The organism is Parabacteroides sp. AF18-52 (genome assembly GCF_003479145.1).
GTDB classification, from domain to species: Bacteria; Bacteroidota; Bacteroidia; order Bacteroidales; family Tannerellaceae; genus Parabacteroides; species Parabacteroides faecis.
Genome location: NZ_QUGR01000015.1, coordinates 1 through 20,597, shown reverse-complemented (window position 1 = coordinate 20,597; position 20,597 = coordinate 1). Strand labels below are relative to the sequence as shown.

12 protein-coding genes and 1 pseudogene are annotated in these 20,597 nt (G+C 45.5%); 5 read left to right on the top strand and 8 right to left on the bottom strand.

The window, feature by feature from the left end; translation table 11 throughout:
- Positions 1–179 precede the first annotated feature (179 nt).
- The 5 genes from DWX23_RS19580 to DWX23_RS19560 all read left to right on the top strand — a co-directional run bounded on the left by DWX23_RS19580 (position 180) and on the right by DWX23_RS19560 (position 9,200).
- The gene (locus DWX23_RS19580; protein ID WP_233587691.1) at positions 180–3,302 is read left to right on the top strand and encodes a TonB-dependent receptor; all 3,123 of its coding nucleotides are present in this window, start codon (positions 180–182) and stop codon (positions 3,300–3,302) included.
- Positions 3,303–3,320: 18 nt separating this feature from the next.
- Positions 3,321–5,108 carry a RagB/SusD family nutrient uptake outer membrane protein gene (locus tag DWX23_RS19575; protein WP_122375696.1) on the top strand — a complete coding sequence of 596 codons (1,788 nt, stop codon included), beginning with the start codon at positions 3,321–3,323 and terminating at the stop codon, positions 5,106–5,108.
- A gap of 64 nt (positions 5,109–5,172) precedes the next feature.
- Complete coding sequence (locus DWX23_RS19570; protein ID WP_122375695.1) at positions 5,173–7,605, top strand: glycosyl hydrolase; 2,433 nt, start codon at positions 5,173–5,175, stop codon at positions 7,603–7,605.
- A 260-nt stretch (positions 7,606–7,865) separates the two neighbouring features.
- Positions 7,866–8,540 (top strand): DUF4136 domain-containing protein, encoded by a 675-nt coding sequence (locus DWX23_RS19565; RefSeq protein WP_122356244.1) that lies wholly within the window; start codon positions 7,866–7,868, stop codon positions 8,538–8,540.
- Between the two features lie 30 nt (positions 8,541–8,570).
- Positions 8,571–9,200: an outer membrane beta-barrel protein gene (locus DWX23_RS19560; protein WP_122356246.1), complete on the top strand. Its 630-nt coding sequence runs from the start codon at positions 8,571–8,573 to the stop codon at positions 9,198–9,200.
- 76 nt (positions 9,201–9,276) lie between these two features.
- Here the strand turns inward: DWX23_RS19560 and DWX23_RS19555 are convergent, their stop codons facing one another.
- The 8 genes and pseudogenes from DWX23_RS19555 to DWX23_RS24900 form a co-directional block, all read right to left on the bottom strand.
- Complete coding sequence (locus DWX23_RS19555) at positions 9,277–11,538, bottom strand: Helicase associated domain protein (RefSeq protein WP_122375694.1); 2,262 nt, start codon at positions 11,536–11,538, stop codon at positions 9,277–9,279.
- 309 nt (positions 11,539–11,847) lie between these two features.
- Positions 11,848–12,975 carry a Wzz/FepE/Etk N-terminal domain-containing protein gene (locus DWX23_RS19550; RefSeq protein WP_122375693.1) on the bottom strand — a complete coding sequence of 376 codons (1,128 nt, stop codon included), beginning with the start codon at positions 12,973–12,975 and terminating at the stop codon, positions 11,848–11,850.
- Positions 12,976–12,984: 9 nt separating this feature from the next.
- Positions 12,985–15,381: an SLBB domain-containing protein gene (locus tag DWX23_RS19545; RefSeq protein WP_122375692.1), complete on the bottom strand. Its 2,397-nt coding sequence runs from the start codon at positions 15,379–15,381 to the stop codon at positions 12,985–12,987.
- A 24-nt stretch (positions 15,382–15,405) separates the two neighbouring features.
- A complete protein-coding gene (locus DWX23_RS19540) occupies positions 15,406–15,795 on the bottom strand; it encodes a lipocalin-like domain-containing protein (protein ID WP_122375691.1) in 390 nt (129 codons plus the stop codon).
- Positions 15,783–17,246 carry a capsule assembly Wzi family protein gene (locus tag DWX23_RS19535; protein ID WP_122375690.1) on the bottom strand — a complete coding sequence of 488 codons (1,464 nt, stop codon included), beginning with the start codon at positions 17,244–17,246 and terminating at the stop codon, positions 15,783–15,785. The genes DWX23_RS19540 and DWX23_RS19535 overlap by 13 nt, the downstream gene beginning before the upstream one ends.
- 186 nt (positions 17,247–17,432) lie before the next feature.
- Complete coding sequence (locus DWX23_RS19530; protein WP_122375689.1) at positions 17,433–18,938, bottom strand: DNA primase; 1,506 nt, start codon at positions 18,936–18,938, stop codon at positions 17,433–17,435.
- Entirely contained in the window at positions 18,935–20,290 is a 1,356-nt protein-coding gene (locus DWX23_RS19525) for a DnaB-like helicase C-terminal domain-containing protein (RefSeq protein WP_122375745.1), read from the bottom strand. The genes DWX23_RS19530 and DWX23_RS19525 overlap by 4 nt, the downstream gene beginning before the upstream one ends.
- 8 nt (positions 20,291–20,298) lie before the next feature.
- Positions 20,299–20,597 (bottom strand): annotated as a pseudogene (locus tag DWX23_RS24900) (MarR family winged helix-turn-helix transcriptional regulator); the annotation flags it as partial.

Below are 20,597 nucleotides of genomic sequence, written 5' to 3'. Positions count from 1 at the left end.
TAACCAGAATAAAAGCCTTTTACGGATGAATGGATTAATGATTGGAATAACCGGAGTTCTACCAGAACGAAGTTATTAACCTTAAAAAAGATGGCCTATGGTTTAAAAAATGATTTAATCTCAAAATGTAAGTAGAAAGAGTTAATCCATTCTGAATTGTTAAACTAAATTTTAATATTATGAACAAATCTGGATACAGTAATCTATGTATTAAAACTGTATTGTTATCTGTATTTTTAAGTTCGGGATATGCTATATCCGACGTCCGTGCAGAAGCTCATACCACCACTGGCATAGGGGATATTTCTGCAGAAGTAAAGAAAAAGATCACAGGAACAGTTCTCGACAAAGACGGGGAGCCGGTCATTGGAGCCAACGTCGTAGAAAAAGGAACAACGAACGGGACAATAACAGGTATCGACGGTACCTTCTCTCTGTCCGTACCGGAAAACAGTACGCTGAATATCTCTTATATCGGTTATCTGCCCGAAGAAGTAAAGGTCGGTTCTCAAAGCCAGTTGTTTATCCGGTTGAAAGAAGATACCCAGGCTTTGGATGAAGTGATCGTTATCGGTTACGGTACGGCAAAAAGGAAAGATTTTACAGGCTCTGTAGCCTCGGTCAAACTGGAAAACTCTCCGATAGCGCTGGCAACCAACCTGAATGCTCTCGAATCGCTGAAAGGAAATGTATCCGGCCTGGATATCGGTTTTACCAATTCTGCCGGAGGAACACCTTCCATGCAGGTGCGCGGTCAGAACTCTATTTCAGGATCGAACGATCCGCTGATCGTAGTGGACGGAGTTATTTTTATGGGAAATATCAACGATATTAATCCCAACGACATTGCTTCTTATGATGTATTGAAAGATGCGACATCGGCAGCAGCCTACGGTTCCCGCTCTGCTAATGGTGTGATCATCATCACGACCAAGAAAGGGAAAACAGGCAAACCGGTCATTCATTTTAATGCGAGCGGCAGCATGCAGACATGGCATCTTAAACCGAGCCTGATGAATGGAGAGCAATGGCTGAACGCCGTGGCTGCTGCCAATGGATATTCGGATTACAGTTTCCTGACTCCCCAGGAAGAACTGAATATGAAGTCAGGCAATGAGATAAACTGGCTGGACGAAATCTCACGTACCGGATGGATACAGGATTACCAGGCCGCTATCTCCGGAGCCGGCGAGAAAATGAATTATTATCTGTCTGCCGCTTACACAAAGAACGAAGGAGTTATCAAAGGCGATGATTTCAACCGTGTCTCTGTATTGGCAAAGGTGAATACGGATATCACGAGCTGGTTGCAGATCGGTCTGGATGCCGCCTATACGAGATCCGATTATTCCGGTCTGGCGGCAAGTGTGGGAAGTGCGACGATATTGTCTCCCTACGGCATGATGTACAGGCCCAACGGTCTGCTGGAAGCAACCCCTGACGGTACTCGCGGGCATGGAAACCCGTTATGGGGTATCTATGACGAAGCCAAGAAAGAAAATGTCGATTACCGCGATAACCTTCGTGCCAATGCGTACGCCGTAGTAAAATGTCCCTGGATTTCCGGGTTGAGCTACCGTTTCAATTTCGCAGGCAACCTGAACTACAGGAAAGCCGGAGACTTTACCCATGAATCGGCCTTTGTCCCGAACGGTACATATGATGACGACAACCGTTATTCGGTCGCCACCCAGAACAGTTATTTAAGCAGTGCGGGTGGTAACATCACGAATGAAAGGACAACCAGCCACGTGATCGATAATATTCTGAATTATAATCAGACATTCGGAAAACATAACATCGATTTGACTGCCGTAGCCACTCGTGACTATAAGAAATATGAATACCAGAATTTATCCGGTTCCGATTTCGCAGCAAACGGAAATACAGTACTGGGATTGAACGGCATTCATTACGCTACCACCCAAAAGATATCGCTGAATAACTGGAAGCAGACCAACATCGGCTATTTCGGGCGTGCATCCTATTCGTTCAGTGATACCTACTACCTTACAGCCTCTTACCGTCGTGACGGTTCTTCCGTTTTCGGTGTCAATAACAAATGGGGTAACTTCGGGGCTGTAGGAGCTGCATGGCGTATCACCAATGAAACGTTTATGAAGAAAGCCGATTTTCTGAATGATATGAAACTCAAACTTTCCTGGGGTAAAAACGGTAACCAGGGGCTGAGTCAGTACTCCACGCTTTCAAAAGTAAGTAACGGCCAGTCGGGAGGCATATATTATCCTTTCGATAACTCCGGAAAACCTTCCTACGGGATCAACCAGAGTTCGATCGGTAATGCAGACCTGGGTTGGGAGACAACGGAAGCATGGAATGTCGGTTTCGAATCGGCATGGCTCGACAGCCGTCTGTTTGTAGACCTCGATGTCTATTTCTCCAAAACATACGACCAGATCTTTTCCCGTACGATCCCTGTTATGACAGGTTTCAGCAGTATGTATTCCTCTATGGGCGAAGTGAAGAACAGGGGCGTTGAGGCGACTATCCGCAGCGTTAATATTCAGAATAAAGAGTGGACCTGGAGTTCCTCCCTGACCTTCTGGCTGAACCGTAACAAATTGATCCACCTCTATGGTGAAGATCTGGATGGCGACGGAAAGGAAGATGACGATATCGGAAATGGCTTGTTTATTGGTGAGTCCATTCATGCAATCTTCGGCTATGAACAGGATGGCATCGTTCAGACCGGTGATACGGAATACATGGAAGCGAACGGTGTTTCTGCCGGTACCCCTAAATATGTCGACAGGAACGGTGACGGAGAGATCAATGCCAAGGACCGTACCATTTTAGGAAATACAGATCCTAATTTCAAGCTCAACCTGAGTAATACCGTACAATATAAAAATTGGGAATTGTATGTGATGATTGCCGGAGTCTTTGGTGGTAACGGATATTTCCGGAAAGGAAATACGAATGCCTATATCACTTCCGGCGACAGAAGCCAGTTTGCTTCGAATGGCCTATACGTCCCTTACTGGAGCGAAACGAATCCCAGCAATGAATATCCGTCGGCCTCCTTTACCGGCGACGGTTATTTCCTGGGGCTGCAGAGCCGTGCTTATGTACGCTTGCAGGATGTGACGCTGTCCTACACATTTGATCAGCCTTGGGTGAAAAATGCCGGAATAAATAATTTCAAATTATTCCTTACGGGGAAAAACCTGGCAACTATCACCGGCTGGAAAGGGGGAGATCCTGAATCAGGTAGTACGGCTCTGAGTGGAACCTATCCGATCATGACCAGTGTATCTTTAGGATTAAATCTTAGTTTCTAATAATTAAATTGTAAGGCAATGAAAAAAATATATAGTAAACATATCGCGTCGTCACTGTTGGCAATGTTTCTTTTCGTAGGTTGCGATGATGCAGGTTTTCTGAAAGAAGATCCGGAGACATTTTATACAATCGACAACGTATTTTCTACCTCTGAACAGGTTGCCCAGGTTATAACGACCTGCTATCACCGGGTAAGTAATATCTACTGTCCTTATGATAATTCTTCCGAGTTAAATGTGTGGTCGTATAGTATGGGGAACGGCACCGATATCTTCGATGTCCCGACGATCCGTTTCAGCTACCGTTTCAATGATTACAGTATCATCAATTCGGAGAATGCCGTCTTCAAGGATACGTATGCCGCTTTCTATTACCTGATCAATTCTGCCAATACGGCATTGTATGCTGCAGACCGGGAAGACATCGTGTGGAATTCGGAGGCGGAAAGAGTGTATATCATCGCACAGGCCCGTTTCTTCAGGGCTTTTGCATACCGTAATTTAGGCGAATTATTCGGAGGTGTCCCGCTGGTTACCGAAAGGACGACCACTCCGCGATACGATTATGCCCGTTCTACCCGGATGGAAACATACCAGTACGCTATCGATGAGATGGAAGCCATATTGAATGACCTGCCTGTGACGACTGCCGATGCCGGACGTCTGGTGAAAGCGGCGGCACAGCATAACCTTTGCCAGTTATATATGGATAAAGGAGTCTTGCTGGAGGCCGAAGGAGGAGATGCAGCGACTGCCTATAATAAAGCGATCTCGTATGCCAATGATGTGATCGATTCAGGCACTTATAGTCTTATGACCGAACGGTTCGGATCGCGTAAGGATGAAAATCCTGAATTTTATTATGCTTCTTCCGTAGCCGACCAGACACCTGACCATACCTATACCTCTGCAGGCTATCCGATCGAAGGAAACCTGTATTGGGATTTGTTCCAGATCGGTAATCAGGATTATCAGGATGGAAACAAGGAGGCCATCTGGTGTGCCCAGTCTGACTATGAAGTCTATAAATCGGACGGAAATAAAGCCTGTCTGGATTATCCGGGTATTTACGGACCGGTATTCAGGGACCAGGGCGCTGCCCACATTACAGGTGACCGTGAAGATGTAGGAGGTTTCGGTATGTGCCAGATCACCCCGACACCCTATGCACGCGACCAGATCTATGCCGACAAATGGGGGGATGACTTGCGCAACTCGGAAGCGGTTTTGCACCGTACGTTCCTGGGAAATGTAAAGACCTCGGAATATTACGGAAAAAAAATCCCCTGGGATGTCCTGTACCGAATGGACGGAAGCGGCAAACCCGCCGATGCAGCCTATACGATGTTGTACCCTTTGTCTTGTAAGATCGGCCCTGACTTTTATACACTTGCTGCAGACGGAAGGACGCTACGCAGTATCTTCCGCGACGATTACCTGATCCGTCTGCCCGAAACAATTCTTTTACGGGCGGAAGCCAAGATGCGTGTCGGCAACAATGCCGGTGCGGCGTCTGATATAAACATGTTGCGCTCGCGGGCAAAATGTAGCTATCTGGTAACGGCTTCAGATGTGAGCATCGACCTTATATTGGACGAACGTGCCCGTGAACTGATCTACGAAGAAAGCCGTTGGAATACTTTATTACGTATGGGCGGAACGGTTGCCATCGACCGTATCAAGAAATATTCTTATTGGGATTATCCGCGTACGACATTGAACAAGGCGTTTAGCGTATGGCCTATTCCGCAATCCGTAATCGATACGAATAAAGATGTAGACCTGGAACAAAATCAAGGTTGGTAAATAATCGTATAAAGGGTAGTCATAACGGATTACCCTTTTTCATAATCAACAGAAAGAAGCACTTATGAATAAACTTATATATATACTATCAGTATCATTCTTATTATCTTCCTGTTCCGCTTCCGGCCACCGGCAGCAGGAAAAGGACTTAACGATCAAAGAACTTGCCGGTATGTTCCGGCAGCCGCCTGTGGATTATCGCCCCTATGTCTGGTGGCACTGGATGGGCAGTAATTTCTCGAAGGAAGGAATAACCAAAGACCTGGAAGCCATGAAGGAGGCAGGTATCGGAGGCGCGACTATCTTCAACCTGACTTCTGCCGTCCAGGAATCGCAGGCCCCGATAGAGAATAATCCCTGGCCTGAACAGACATACCGTAGTGAAGCCTACTGGGAAGCCCTGGAACATGCCGCTTCAGAAGCAAAACGTCTGGGCTTGAAGCTGGGTATGCAGAATACCCCGGGATATTCGACGACCGGAGGTCCCTGGATCACCGAGGAAAGAGGCATGCAGACATTAGTCTCCAGCCAGACGAAGATAACAGGTGACCGGCTGGTCGAGTTCTCTTTGGAGAAACCTGAATTACCGGTGTATAAAGGGTGGGGGGCCAGTAACAAACAGGCTACCTATTACCGGGATATCACCGTCATGGCTGTTCCGGATAAAAAGAATGCGGCGGTCGGTGAAGTGATAGACATATCCGGTTCCATGGATGCAAATGGTTTACTGAAATGGAATGCTCCGGCGGGAACATGGACCGTTTATCGTATCGGGCATGCCCCGACGATGGCGAACCCGCACCCGCTGCCGGACGACCTGATCGGAAAAGTTCTTGAAGCGGACAAGATGAGCAAAGAACAAAGCCTGTATCACTGGCAAAATATCCTGGACCCTCTGGTCGAACATCTGCACGATTATATAGGTACGACTTTCACCCATATCCTGATCGACAGTTATGAAGCGGGCGACCAGAACTGGACACCCGGATTCAGGGATGACTTTATCCGGCAGAAAGGATACGACCCGCTTCCGTGGATCGCCTTGAAACAATCCTCTGAAGAAAATGAGCAGATCGGGAAGTTTGACGAAGATTTTAAAGAGGTCGTCAACCGTTTGTATGTCGACAATGGCTGGAAGGTAGCCAAAGAAATGATAAATAAAGCCGGTTTGCAGTTTTATTGGGAGCCTTACTACGGGCCTTTTAATACGGCGGAATGTGTCTCGATCCCGGATTTGCCTATGGGAGAATTCTGGACCGGCGGGGATGGGGCTATTTCTCCGGAAATAACGAATGGCGCAAAGGAGGCCGGAAAAAGATTGGTTGGTGCCGAGGCATTTACCGGACGTCCGGAGATCAGTCAGTATACGGAAGATCCGGCTTTCCTGAAACATTCGACGGACGGCAGTTTCCTTTCCGGAGTGAACCTGTTATTCTTGCATCATTGGGTTCATCAGCCTTTTGACGACCAGTATCAGCCGGGTATGGGCATGGGCTGGTGGGGTACTCATTTTGGGAGGAACCAAACCTGGATCAAACCGGGAAAAGCCTATTTTACTTATCTCGCCCGTTGCCAGATGTTGTTGCAAGAGAGTGCCTTTGTTTCCACGAAGGAGAATGTGCTGCACCGGAGCATGCCGGACGCAGAGATCTATTTTGTTATCAATCCGGCAGACACGGATTTGAATGGCCGTTTTGCCTTTGGGGTGAAAAACAGGATTCCCGAATTATGGTATGCCGACCGGGGGATTATCCGGCGGGTACATGACTGGAAAGAGTCGGGCGATTCCACTTATGTCGATCTGGCCCTTCACCCGGATGAATCCGTCTTCGTTGTTTTCCCGAAAAATAAGCATGGCGGTTATCCGGATTTGGTTTTACCGGCTGTCGATGTAATACAGGAGTCCGGCCGTGTGCTGGAAGGAAATTGGAAAGTCCGGTTCGAGCCTAAGCTGGATGCCGCTTTCGAGCAGGATTTTTCAGTGTTATCCGATTTTAGCCGTCATCCGGATCCTTCGATAAAATATTTCTCCGGTACGGCGACCTATACAAAAGAGATCGAAGTCGATGCTTCCTCGATAGGCGGGAATAAACGGATCATCCTCGATTTAGGTGAATTGAACGATATCGCGGAAGTAAAGGTCAATGGAGAAAATGCCGGTGTCCTGTGGTATCCTCCTTATCAGACAGATATTACCTCATGGCTGAAACCCGGAAGTAACCGGTTGGAAATAGCGGTAACCAACAATTGGGCAAACCGTCTGATCGGAGACGAACAGTACCCGGCCGATTTTGAATGGGGACAAGATCGTGGCGTAGAAAAGGGGAGGGCAATGAAAGCATTCCCGGACTGGTTCATCCGGAAACAACCTCGCCCTTCCAAAGAACGGAAAGCCTTTTATATATGGTGTTACCATCGGAAAGATTCTCCCCTTCAGCCTGCCGGACTGGTCGGTCCCGTACGGGTGGTAGAGCAAAGTCTTAAGGTTTACGACTAAAAAAGTCCGTATTGAAAAAAGTGGATGACGCAGACGGAAAACACCGTGTGGGTCATCCATTTATCTTTCCAGACCTTTATTATTCAATATTTTCATTCGTAGTTAACTATCGTTTACGAGCGTTCATAAGTCTTACAACAAGTTAATTAACACGGCCAAAATAACATCAAAGAGAACCTTTTTTTATTATTTGCTGTTTCATGTGTAACTTATATATAAGCACAAATAATAGTATAAACTGTTTTAAACGTTAAAATGAGATGAAAAAGATTATTCCTTTTTTCTTGTTGATCCTTTTACTGGCGTCTTGTCAGAAAGATCCGGATATGTCAAAGCTGGATAATGATTTCGTGGTGTACACAAACCATGATAGCAAAACGGATTTCAAATCGTTCACCACATTCTATGTACCTGATAGCGTGTTGGTAATCGGTAGTAGTGAAAAACCTCAGTACTGGACAGCAACAGAAGCTGATAATATTATTTCTACAGTGATCGGCAATATGGAAAGTCGTGGTTATACACGCACAATGGATAAAGAAGATGCAGATCTCGGTTTGCAGGTTTCTTTTGTAGAAAATGTAAATTATTTTACAAATTGGTATAATGATTATAACAACAACTACTGGTGGTGGGGTTACCCAGGATATTGGGCACCTAATTACTGGAGACCGGGATGGGGACCGACATGGGGTTACGACTGGCACGATTGGTATTATCCGTACCCTGTTGTTTACAGCTATAGCGTAGGTTCACTGCTTGCTGAAATGGTAGATTTGAAATCTCCGACTCCCAAAACAGCAGATACTAAATTACCGGTTGTCTGGACTGCTTATATGGCAGGTTTATTGTCCGGTTCGGATAAGATCGATACTCAGTTATCAATCCGTGCGATTGATCAGGCATTTGTTCAATCACCATATATCAGGAAATAATTAAACGCGAATCAGTAAAATTTGAGTCTTATGAAAAAGATAAATAAATCAATAAAATTAGTCGCTTTACTTATCGCCTGTTTAGCGATTCCTTCACTGGCTGGCGCCCAGGTTGTAAACAACATGTATTTTAATATTGACTGGGATCTTAACACTCCGTTCGGAAACAACTTTGCCGATAAGACAAGCGGTTGGGGTGCTCATGGTGAAGCCGGTTATTATGTAGTTCCTAATTTCGCAGTAGGTGCGTTCATTTCTTATCATACGAACAATAAATATATTGATCGTCAGACACTCGATATCAGCGGAACATCTGCAATCACTTCCGACCAGCAGCATTCTTTGTTCCAGTTGCCTTTCGGTGCGGCATTCCGTTACAGCTTTACCCGCGAAGGTCAGTTCGAACCTTATGTATCGGCTAAGTTAGGTGCCGAGTACAGCGAAATGTCGACTTATATGAATGTAATGAAAGTATACGACCGCCAGTGGGGATTCTATGTAGCTCCCGAAGTCGGTATGAATATCTTCTTTACTCCGGAAAAGAAATTCGGTTTACATGTAGCCGCTTATTACAACTATGCAACAAACAAAAGCAAAGTCCTGACTTATACCATGGACGGTATAAATAACTGGGGCGTACGCTTCGGTGTTGCATTCTAAAATAGAAGTTTGTTCTTTTAAGTGTTTTATGTAGTTTATTAGAAAGCGGGGAGCTGCAGCGGCGGCTTCCCGTTTTTTATTTCAGTGTCCAGGGGAATGCGATCTTGTCCAGGAGATCTTTGCGGGTAGGGGATAACTCGCCTTTTTTCAAGGCTCTCCGTTGTACGAAGCACCAGCTGCCCAGTTTGTTTTCACGGGCGGTCGGCCAACGGTCGTTTTCAAGGAAGAATTGTTGTAGTTTTCCATAGTTCTCCATCCAGACGTCGTCGATGGTCCAGATGAAACCTTCGGCATCCATCAGGGCGATGCGTTCAGCCGAAAGCAGACCTTGCTTCCGGTTTTTTCGTTGGGTGTTACACCAGGCACCGGCTTTCCCTTCGTTGCTTTTCGGCCAGCGTTTATGCTTTTTATAATAGGTAAGTACCTGCTGCCAGTTCTCCATCCATAACGAATCCAGGTCCTGTTCCCACCAGAAGCCTATCGAATCGAGCAAGCGGATCCTTTCATTCGGCAACAGACCTTTTTTACGTGCCTGCCGTTGAGTGTTGCACCAGGTATTCAGTTTGTGTTCACCCCGCTTGGGACAACGGTGTTCTTTTGCCATAAAGACTTTCAGCTCCTCGAAACAACTCATCCACCGGCTGTCCTGTACCTCCCATTCAAAACCGATCTGTTCCAGGTGCGAAATATAATCTTTCGATAACGTCCCTTTCTTATACGCGATCCGTTGCGTGTTACACCAATTGCCCAGTTTCCCTTCGGCAGCCTGCGGCCACCGGCCTTCCCGTTCTTTGAATTCGACCAACCGTTCGTACATGACGGGCCAGGCATCCAGTTCGGCCAGCATATCATCCACCTGGGCGCGGATATCCGACAGGAATCCGGTCACCTGAAACTCGGTATATCCTTTGAATGTCTTCGGTGCTCGGATGGCCGGGCGGTAAGCCAGGTCTCTCGTCATCACTTCATACACGGAACGTCCGGAAAGGTTGTTGACAAAGTCGAGCACGACCGGGTGATGGTTGGAACCGGCTTTCAGGCAGCGTCCCAACTGTTGCAGGGCAACTACGTACGATTCTGTCCGGCGCAGGAACATGGCGGCATCCACCCCTTCCACATGCAGTCCTTCGATCAGCATATTGATAGAGAAAAGGACATGCAGTTTACCTGTGTCCTGCCGGAAATTCCGGAGTATTTTTTCGTTGGCCCGATTGCTCTGTCCGTTATGGATCTCGAATGTTTCCGTTTCGAGTCCTGCCTGGTTTAGCCAGCGGGATACTTCGGGGATCATATTCTTCAAATCCTCTTTATCCTTGCAGAAGACAAGCATCTTTTTGACCTCTTTCGGCAGATACCGCCTGATCAGTTCCGAAGCACTCCATGAACCGCGGAAGTCCAGGCGGGCGAAATCTATCTTTTCCTGGATATGTTGCCTTCTTTCGGAGGTGCAGTCGCTCCGGTTCAGTAGCTGCTGCACCTTATCCAACTGATTGTTCAGGTCGAACACACTTTGTACGAGAACAGGGACAGGCAGGATTTTGTAATACCAGGCCATCGAGAGGGATAACTCATGGAACAGGTTGCCTTTAAAATAGACCTCTACAGTGTCGAGCATCTCTTCAGGCCGTATCGGGGTGGCCGACATTCCCAATACACGGGCTTCCGGATTGGCATCGATCACATCCTGTACGGCTTTTCCCCATACCTCCGCACCGAAATGATGGAACTCGTCGATAATGATATGGTCCGCTTTGAGTTGTTCGCTGTCAGCCTTGTTCAGGACCAGTGCCTGGAAAGTGCGGTAGGTCACATGCTGCATGGTTCCTCCGACCGCTTTTTCGATCTCGGCAATGATCGTCACGTTAGGGGCAATGACGAGGATCGTATCTTCCAGATGATTGATGATATAACGTGCGATCAGGTAGGATTTACCTGTTCCGGTAGCCTGCACGACAGCTCCGATACGGTTCTTTTGAAAGCCTTCTTCAATAGCTCGGTAAGCGGCTTCATTATGGGAGAAGAGTTCGATGTGTTTTCCGCTTTCCAGGCTTTTCAGATAGCTTTCGTCGGATACTGTCAAACCATGCAATTCGAAAGAAAGAGCCTCCGGCAAGTATCCGCCATGTGCCAGGATGCGGAATTGGTTGCAGCTGCACATTTCTCCGACCTGTTGCATTTCAGCGTACAGACCGTCCACATCCGCCAGGCAAAGAGGTTCTTTATTCCATATCTCTTTCACAATGAAAGTTACAGAATCTTCCCTGAAGCCAACCAGCAGACAGCCGGATTCTTCAGTTACAAAGTAATTATAAGAATGGTAAAGATCGCGAAGGGACATAAAAATGTGAAACATTTTTAGTTGACAGTTGACAAGTGACAGATGACAGTTGGGCTTCGCAGTAGAGCATAGAAATAATTGAACTATCCGAGTAAGCCATCAGTCATAAATAAAACATGCCTAATTACAGGTTCATTTGCCGTCAGTTTTAACTGACGGATTAGTAAATGATCTCTCTCTTTGGACTTTAGTCCCATTTTAAACAGTCTCACTATTTAAGAGAAATGCGGCTAAAGCCAAAAAAGGGATACAATCTGTAAACCGTTGGTTAAAACCAACGGCAAATGAACCTGTAATGGCTGAGTCATTCTATTGCCATATTGGTTCATTATTGGATATTTCATTTTCTTCTTTAGGTTTGAAGAGGTCTTTGATGAATAAATATCCTATAGCACCGAAGATGGCTAAGAATACAAAGCCGATCAATATCAGCGGTTTCTTTGGAGATGCCGCTTTCAATGGGACAGTGGCAGGCTGTATGACGGTATAAACCGGCGTTTGTTCCTGTACCCGAAGTTTATCCTGTTCCAGCTTCTGGGCTAATGTGTTGTAGACATTGAAGGTCAGTGTCATCTCATTCTTTAGCCGTTCCTGTTCTGTCCGGTAGCTGGCGGAGATGATGTTCTTATTGGCATCTTCAAAGGCTGCATACGCACGTTGTGCTTTGTAATAAGATTCGCGTGCTTCACTGAATACTTTTTCAGTAAACTCCAGGTCCTGTTTGGCTTTCTGGGTACGGTAACTGGTGATATAACTCTGAAGGTTATTCAAAACGACCTGTGTAACGTTAGCTGATATCAATGGGTCCTGCATCTGAACGGATACGGTAATAACCGATGTCTTTTTATCGATAGATATTGATATACGTTTTTGCAAAGCACTAATAACTGCAGATTGTTTTTGGGTTAAGTGAAAAGATGATAATTCATTTTCATTCTTTTTATTTTCCTCTTTTGAAAACAATTCTTTCACTACTCCTAGTAACTTGAATGGCGCTTGTAAAACAAAATTCCACCATGTACTTTTTTGGTGTTTGTCCATATATTCATATAAAGAAGTGGAGAGTGTTCCAGTTTCATTTGTAAACTGTATGGGGAATAGTTCTAGTAAAAAGGGAGTACTGCTGACCACATCCGGATATAAATCTGGAGAGATGGCATCTGCTCCGGAAGATGTATTCAGATTAATTCCTGCCATCGCTGCTAATCCTCCCAAGTTTCCCATTTTTTTTGTTGGGTCTGAGGTTTCGGGAGCCAGTTTTACAGTTGTACTATATTCTTTCGGAATACTGAAAGCAACAACAAGTCCGACAACAATCGCGACTCCACAACATTTAAAGATGAATTTACGTTCTCCCCACAGTTGTTTGGCTAGTTCAATCAAGTCTATCTCCTGGGTATTATCCGCATCGGGAGTATTCATTTGAATTGTATCCATGTTGCTATATTATTTCATTGAATTAATAATAGAAGTTACCATAGCAGCCATCGAAGTCGTTGAACTGGCAATACTCAAGACTTCCGCCAGACTGGTCTTCCGATCGCGCTGTGTCTTGGTTGGAACTACAATTTCACAACCGGGTTCTACCTTCGGATAACGTTTGAAGAAGATAAAAGTCTTTTTCGTGGTTGCTACCTTTCCGTTCATATAGATCACGATCGGATATTTACGGGCGATATCATTATATCCTCCTGCCTGAGACAGACATTTACCCACTGACATGCCATTAGTATAAGTGACACTGTTCGGGTAAGTAACAGCTCCATTGATCTTCACAGTACTTTGCAATTGTGGAATATAGAGCTTATCTCCATCACGAAGTACTACATCATGTGCACTTCCCGGATGAGCCAATGCCTTTTCCAGATCGATGCCGACTGAATAATCTTTGATATTTGCCAACGATAATCCAACCGAGTCGCGGCTTTGTTTATTAGAACTCAATTCCATCAAAGTTTCAAGACGGCGCATTTCATCATCTGTCAGTTTACGTTTCAAACTGGCTCCCTTTACATAAGCATCCGGGGTTATTCCTCCGGCTTTAGCAATGATATCACTCAGACGGGAATTCTTTTCGGCCAATACATAATCACCGGCAAAAGTGATTTCTCCATCTACCTTTACTACCTGCTGTACCTGATAACCCGGAGAGAAACGCACATATACCTCATCAAACGGTTCAAGAGTAAAAACATTTTCAGAAGTTGTTCCGTCTGCCGAAATTAATCCCAGATCATCATTTAGTGTAAAATTGAATACTTTGGCTGTGATATTACTGTTCTGTTCTGCTTTCGGGTCTTTGATCCGTCGGGCTACTTCTACATTGACTGTAGCTGCCGATTCTTTCAAACCGCCAGCCATGATGATAGCATCTTCTATCGTCAGACTGTTGCGATAGGGGAGTACCGTGTCTATATAGTTGACCGCTCCGCTTACTTTGATCGTATAAGGTTCACGAAGATCGAACAAAGACGGTATGTTGAGTTGGTCTTCCGGTTTGAGTTCTATGTCCGGAGATGAACCGTTGAGTATACCACGGATATCCACAGCAATAACAGTTGTCGTAAAATCCGGATTCAAACGGGTGATCTGGGCACGACCTGCAAATTCGTCTCCCTTCAGTCCGGCAGCTTGTTTGATCAGTTCTTTTACGGTATGTACAGTTGAACTTAGTTCGTATTCACCTGGACGCCAGACTGCTCCTGTGATAGTAAGACGATTCTCATAGAAAGGAATAACAGAGTCGACCATCAGAGAGTCCGCATCCATCATGGTAAAGGTCGGATATTTATCTTCCGTAACAGTGGCGATCTGATACCGGCTGCCTGCTTTACGCTTTACACGGACATCTTTTGTATAAGCATCCCCGGTAAAGCCTCCTGCCATGTTCAACACTTGCTGTAAAGTTTCTCCCTTTTTTGTTTCAAAAATGCGGTTACGTTTTACTTTACCTTGTACTACCGCCAGCTGATCGTATGGAGGGATAATAATCATATCATTTTCTTCCAGGCGAATATTAGTTTTATATTTTCCGTTTAACAAGTAATCGTATACATCGAGTTGTGCAACTTCTTTACTGTTGCGATACACTTTAATATTGCGAAGAGAACCGATCTCATTTACCCCACCTGCTGCATACAATGCATTGAAAAGGGTGGCAAAAGAAGGCAAGGTATATGTCCCCGGAGCAACGACTTCTCCGACAATATTGACTTTGATACTACGTATCTGACTTAAGCTGACGGATACGAACGTATTACCGCCATCTGTATCACCGGATAAGGTAGCCATGATACGTCCCAGTTCCTGACGGATACGGCTTTCCGCAGCTTCAATGGTTAGTCCGCTAACGGATACCGGCCCCAGGTTAGGGATCAGGATCGTCCCTTCCGGAGAGACTTTTAGTTTCAGGTTCAATTCGGAATCGCCCCAGACATTGATCAGTAATTCATCTCCTGCTGATAAAACATAGTTTTTGGGAGTGGGTATATTCAAATCAGGTTCAAAAGACAGGTTTTTATTTGAAAAGATTTCCCGTCCGAAAACAGTTTGCTTCAAATCGTTTTCCGGGAGATTCATTTGGCGTTGTTCTTCCGGAGAGATGCTGTCTTTACCTGGTTTTGTTGTGACGACACGGTCAGAAACTACTGCATCTGAGGCTTTGGTGCTTGCCTGTTCTGCTCCCGATTGCCCCATTCGCTTATTTATCTCCTGTCGAATCTGATCTTCCGTCATACCAGCGGCTTTTGCTTTGTCTATCAACTCCTGGGGGACCTGTGCCGCCAATGGTACAGCCAGCCACAGCAATCCCCCTAATAATACATTTCTGATTACGGTATTCATATTGTTATTTGTTTTTTGTTATTCTCAAAATTTCCGGAACTCCAACCGGGCATAATCCGATTGTAATATCAGATGTTTCGACGTTAATTCTTTTACTCCGAAACGTTGCTCCGTATCGTTCATACCAAAAGGCAATAAATCTTCAACCTTACTGATGGGCATGACCACAAATAGCGAATCTTCGGTATATTCCATATTTCCTGTCTGGCTAGTAACATCAACTTGCATCAGGTTGATCGTATGCAATGCCACACTATAATAAGCCCGCTCCGGTGTTTCTTCTTCTCCGGAAGCATATTCTATTTTCATGATCTGCCAACGACCATCCAAATCTCCATTAATCGGTGTTTTCCCGCAAGCGCTAACTATCAACATTAGTAGCACGGCTATTATATATCTTTTCATCGTATCCATCCTGTTTTTCTGATTGTTAACATACCACCAACACTTTTCCCCAACATAGCACCCCGGTCTAGCCCTAACGATGCGGTAAAATCCCAGCCTTTCAACTTATGGGGAGTATATTTTAATTCGGCTAAAGCATTTCCATTCTTTTTGATCTCATAAAAAGGTAAATCATAAGTACCCCAGTTGCGAGTAACTGACAAGAGAATACGATATTGCAGATCGGCACAAGGATTTCCTATTATTCCAAAATGATGTCCCTGCATCCGATTACTTTTGAAAATAATTTCTCCATCATTATTATAAACAGGAGACATCACTAAAGGATTTCCGATCCCCATTCCCCAATGTTGCCAACCGGTATAGATATAGTGGTTGTAATAATTATCTTTACCGCTTACCTGCTCCGGTATTTCCGACGTATGATCCCAATAAACAGGACCAGTCTGATCCTTTGTTGATATATATTCGTAAACAAAACTGCTAACGACAGGATTTTTAGGAAATGTTATTTCTATCCCAGCCAGACAATCTTTCCAGCCATATTCCCCGAACATTTGTGAATGATCTTCAAAATAATGTTCATAATAAGGGCGAACCGTCCAGTCCTGCGGAGCATACCAGGTGAGTGAAAAATTCCAACTACCTAAATGATTTCCATAAATGTTCGTTTGTTCCCCCGTTGGAGTCTCACTACCACCTCCGCTCGGAATAAACACTTTAAAGAAATCCTTTATCCCATTCGGCATATCTATCTTTTCATTCCCAATAAATGCATTTCCTCCGAACTGAGCAGCCATTTCCAGTCCTCCTTCAAAGATCAGTGGGAATTTTTCCCGATTACCAACCTTCACATACAGATCTTTGGAATGATAGAGCACATGTTCCGTATATTTATTTCCCGGAGCTACAAAATCCTTCTGCCAACCATCATCCGTAAACATACCATAAGCAATATGTCCTTTGAAGGCCAGCCACCCTTTTGTCCCCGGCACAACAGTATATTCCGGAATACCGATACGCACTTGTGGAATAGGACGAGCATTCCCCGAAAACGTCAATCCCCCGCTACTTAAAAGCGGATTATTAAATTCACTATACCGTTCCTTGCTGCCGATACTCAGTCCCAGGCAACGATATTTCAAATCGGCATATAATTGCTGGATAATGAATGTCGACGTAAAATTATAGGCTACAGCCAGATCCGCCCCGAAAGCATACGAAAAGCGTTTATCCTCTTCCATATCCCGGAAAATCCCGGCACGCAGATAACCGTTATTCTTTTCGATAGAGGAAAGCCCTTGTTTGTTCGCTGTCAGCCAGAAAGGAGTATGTTCCCCTCCGCTAAAACTGACGCCAGTCTCTGCCTGATAACTCAGTCCTTTGGTAAACTGAGCATACGTATTCCAGGGAAGCAGTAAAATACCTCCCCCAATAATTAGTTTAGATATAAATTTCATTTATTATTTGATTAGAAAGATTTGAGCCAATGTAGCAATAATAGAAAATATTGAACCCAAATGACAGGTTTTGTAGGGGCGGGGTTTAACCGCCCTTTGCGACAATAATATAACAACCGATGGAGAAGGGCGGGCAGACCCCGCCCCTACCAGCGACACTACATTCAATTTTGATAAATACTGAATCTATTGCCATCCCCATTGGCATATTGGCATAATTACTGCCCCGGGCCTATCCAGATTCTCCGAGACATGCCGTAACTGTTCACGGCGTTTAGCAATATGGATAAGAATGGCGAGGCGTTTCTCTTTATTTTCGGGAACAGTTTCCAATAACAAGCGAACCTGTTTTTGTATATCCCGTAGGATACGGTTTTCCGTATACAAAAAGAATAACCGGATCAGAAACATCTCCATCACATTGGCAGCCTCGGGATAAAGTGAGCCGAACTGCTCCTTTTCCTGATAGATCGCCTGGTCATATTCCGCATGCAACTCATCCGTAACCCTTTTCAATACCGGTGATAAATCCGACTCCGGATGGCCTTCCGCCAAATGAGTCAATATCGCCCGGTTCTCTTTATTCTCCAAAAGCAGGTCGTTCGTTCGGAGAATGCTGTTCAATAATTCCGTAAAAAGACAGAGCGAACCTTTGAACATATAATAAGTATCCTGAAACAACAGGCAAGCCGTCAACAACAGTTCTTCCGATAAATGAGGCTTCGACTGATACCTGCCGATCAGGGAAACAAACGCCTCTTTGCCGCATCTGCGAAAGAGAGAATCGGGATCTTCCCCTTCCGGCAGAAAGATCGTCTGTACCTCCATCGAAACCGGATCGAGCGACAAAGATATTTTACGTGCCGCCTCCCGTCCCGGCTTATCCCCGTCCAGTAACAGGCAAATCCGGTTCGTATATTTTTGCAGCAAAGCGATCTGTCCGGTGGTCAGTGCCGTACCGCATAAAGCAACCGTATTGGTGAAACCTGCTGCATGCATGGCGATCGCATCCTTGTAACCTTCCACCACAAAAACGAAGCCCTGTCGGATGATAGCCTCTTTTGCCCGGTAAAGGGCATACAGGTTTTCGCTCTTTTTATATCCGTTGTCTGTCGAAGTATTGATATATTTCGGTTCATCCGGATTGCCATCCGTTAGTTTGCGGGCAGCAAAAGCAATCAGCTGTCCGGCTTCGTTACGGATCGGGAAAATGACACGGTTACGCATGGCATACCATTCCTTCGGAACGTTCACAGGAGACTGTCCTACTTCAAAATCAAGATACGCAGGCGTCAATTCTGAGTTACCGCAAGCATAAGGCAGAAGGGAGGAAAAAAACTGCAAGTTTTTTTCAGTTGAAAGTTGACAAGTGACAGTTGACAGTTGCTTCGCGTCGCTATTCTTGTCGACAGGCTTTACCTTTCTCTCATTTATTTTCAATTTCCCTACTGCACTCATAAAAGTGCAATGTTCCATCTTCTGTATAAACCCGATCGCATCCCCATGCTCTCCACAGGCAAAGCAATGAAAAGTTTGTTTTTCAGGATTCACCACCAACGACGGATGATGATCTTCGTGAAACGGACAAAGTCCCATATAGTTATTCCCCTTCCGCTCCAGCGTCACATACCCCTCGACTACCTCCTTGATACAGACAGACGATTTCAATTGTTCTATCTCCAACTTTGTCATGATCGTCTGCCGGTATTATAGTTCGTGATGCGGGTGTAACTCTCATTATAGCGATAACGGGCAATCCCGGTTGACCCGTTACGTGTTTTCCTGATATATAATTTCCCTACCAGATGCAGGCTTTCTCCGGTGATCTCATCCTTTTCGATTCCATTCCGTTCCGGTATATAAACGAAGTACACACAATCCGCTACCTGTTCGATCACACCTGAGTCGCGCAAGTCATGCAGGTCTGGGATATGAGCTTTATCCGTCCGGTTCACACTGTTACGGTTCATCTGCGAAAGAACGAGTATCGGAATATCGGCATCCAACGCCAGTTGTTTCAATCCCTGTATATTGCGCCCTATCATCTGGTCCATCGTCTCCTTTCCATGATTCTCTACTTTCATCATGTGGAGGTAATCGACCACTGCCAGGTCACATTGATTTTTACGTTTCTGAAGCATCACCTGGGCACGGATATTTTCCACGCTGTTCGCGGAGGTATGGTCAAAATATAACGGCAGGTTCTGGAACTCATCCGCCATTTTCTCCATCTTCGTCAAATCCGCCGGATTAGCCCCGTCGATACGCAAATGATTGGCATCCACCCCCCCGTAACCGGCAAACAAGCGGTTCATCGTCTGCAAAGCCGTCATCTCCAGGCTGAAGAAACAAACATGCTTTCCTGCCAGGGCTGCATTCATGGCAATCTGCATGGCAACAGCCGTTTTACCGTCACCGGGACGTCCCGCTCCAACAGTAAGCTCCCCTTTGTAAAGGCCTCCGGTCACGTAATCGAATTCCTCGATACCCGTCCGGACACACATATTATCGATACCGCTTTCCAACCTGTCGCGGTGCATCTTCAGGACTTCATTGGCCGTTTTACCGATCCGGCAGATCTGTTTGCCTGCAATACCGGTTTCCCGCAGTGCCATTAATGACGATTCTGCCTCTTCAACAAGGGCCATATAAGAAGAATCGAAACAGTTGGCTTTTGTTTGCAACGTAGAGAATAGCGTGGCGAGCAAACGAAGCATATACTGCCGTTTCACCTCTTCGACATATTGTTTCAGATTTCCGGTATGCCGTATCTGCGTCATGGCCGCATTGATCACCGTGATCCCGTTCATCTCCTTCCAACGTTTTTCATTCAGGCACCGCATCTCGATGTCAGTAGTCACCAGATCCGCTTTTTCACCCCGGCTGTTCAGTGAACAGATTGCGAAGTAAACAAAAGACAACAACGGATCGCTGAACATCTCCGGTTTCAGTACCGGAGCCACCTGCCATATGGCAGATTCGGAAGATAGGAGTGTACAAATCACCGCTTCTTCCACCTGGTGTACAGATTCTATTGCTTCCATAATCGTCATTAGTTAGGTAAGTTTGTAGAATCCTGCATGCTTCGTCCTCCCATCTTCGCTTCGGCTTCTGCCATTTGGACTGCCGCTGAACTGTTAGGGACGTCATTCTTTTCCTTTCTTCCGGTTTCCGGTTCGGTAGGTACAAAAGTAAATTCATCGTAACCGGTCAGACAGATGCGGCTTCCACCGATGACATGTTGGAGGGATACCAGTCCAAGATAGTTCATTCTCTTTAATAAGCGGCTCAGTGTACTGGCACTTATATCCATCCATTTAGCCAGGGTGGCTTGTTTTCCGATGAATTCTC